The following is a 1,516-nucleotide window of genomic DNA, read 5'->3' as shown; positions in this document are numbered from 1 at the left end:
TGTCCGACATCAGGGCCTTTGAGACAAAACTGGTTTAATTAAGAAGAGAGGATTTTCGGCTCATCATAGCTTTATCAAAGGACGCAAAGATGAGACAGAAACCCGTTCCCCAAACGTCTTCTGCGGAGAGGACGATCAAAGATATCCGTCGTGCCACGCGTAAACATTATTCAGCCGAGGATAAAATCCGTATTGTTTTGGAAGGTCTGCGCGGGGAAGACAGCATTGCTGCGATCTGCCGCCGTGAGGGGATCGCCGAGAGCCTTTATTATAGCTGGTCGAAAGAATTCCTCGAGGCAGGCAAGAAGCGTCTTGCAGGCGACACCGCCCGTTCTGCCACCAGCGACGAAGTAAAAGCGCTGCGTCGTGAAAGCCGTGACCTGAAGGAGGCGCTGGCCGACGTCACCCTGGAAAACCGCCTGCTCAAAAAAAGCATGATCGGGGATGGGGGCGACGACGAATGAGATATCCCGCCTCCGAAAAGCATGAGATCATCCGGCTTGTCGAGCAGTCGCATTTGTCAGCCAGGCAGACGCTGGAAAAGCTGGGCATTCCAAGGCCGACCTTCTATCGATGGTATGATCGCTTCCAGACCTGCGGTGTCGAGGGGCTGGAAGACCGGACGTCCGCACCTTCGCGGGTGTGGAATCGTATCCCTGACGATATCCGGGATCGCATCATCGCACTGGCGCTCGATCATGCCGACCTGTCACCGCGTGAACTGGCGGCGAAGTTCACTGATACGGAAAGTTATTTTGTATCAGAGGCTTCGGTCTATCGCTTACTCAAGGCTCACGACCTGATCACGTCGCCAGCCTATATTGTCATCAAGGCCAATGACGAGTTCAAGGACAAGACCACGAGGCCGAACGAGATGTGGCAAACCGACTTCACCTACCTGAAGGTCATCGGCTGGGGATGGTTCTATCTATCGACCATCCTCGATGACTACTCCCGCTACATCATCGCCTGGAAGCTGTGCACCAGCATGAAGGTGGATGACGTCACCGATACACTCGATCTTGCATTGGCCGCCTCAGGCTGTGACAAGGTCAAGGTTGAGCATCGTCCCCGCCTGCTGTCGGACAACGGTTCGTGTTACGTCGCATCTGATCTCGGCGAATGGCTGGAGAAACACAAGATCGACCAGGTTCACGGCGCTCCCGGCCACCCGCAGACGCAAGGGAAAATCGAACGCTGGCACCAGACGCTGAAGAACCGCATCCTGCTTGAAAACTACTTCTTCAAGGAGGACCTTGAAGCCCAGATCGCGGCCTTCGTCGAGCATTACAATCATCGCCGTTACCATGAGAGCCTCGACAATCTCACTCCCGCCGACGTCTACTTTGGACGCGGACAGACCATCCTGCTCGAACGCGAAAGGATCAAACGAGACACGATCAAAAAACGCCGCTTGAACCACCAGGCCAAAGCGGCTTAAATCAACCCCTAAACCGAGCCGGAAACTCCAATCTTCAAAAGCACAAATAGTCTCAAATCATTCGACGACGGACAG

At 54.4% G+C, this 1,516-nt stretch carries 1 protein-coding gene; it reads left to right on the top strand.

Annotated features, from left to right (window positions below):
- Nucleotides 1–89 precede the first annotated feature (89 nt).
- Nucleotides 90–1,441 (top strand): IS3 family transposase gene (locus tag FJQ48_RS18000; protein ID WP_139976346.1). Its coding sequence is split into 2 segments (ribosomal slippage): nt 90–426 and nt 426–1,441, totalling 1,353 coding nucleotides; the frame shifts between segments, so codons are not numbered across the junction.
- Nucleotides 1,442–1,516: the final 75 nt, after the last annotated feature.

Origin of the sequence: Ochrobactrum sp. CGA5 (assembly GCF_006345815.1) — a bacterium.
Classification (GTDB): domain Bacteria; phylum Pseudomonadota; class Alphaproteobacteria; order Rhizobiales; family Rhizobiaceae; genus Brucella.
The sequence above is the reverse complement of the archived record's forward strand: the minus strand, read 5'-3'. Positions and strand labels throughout refer to the sequence as shown.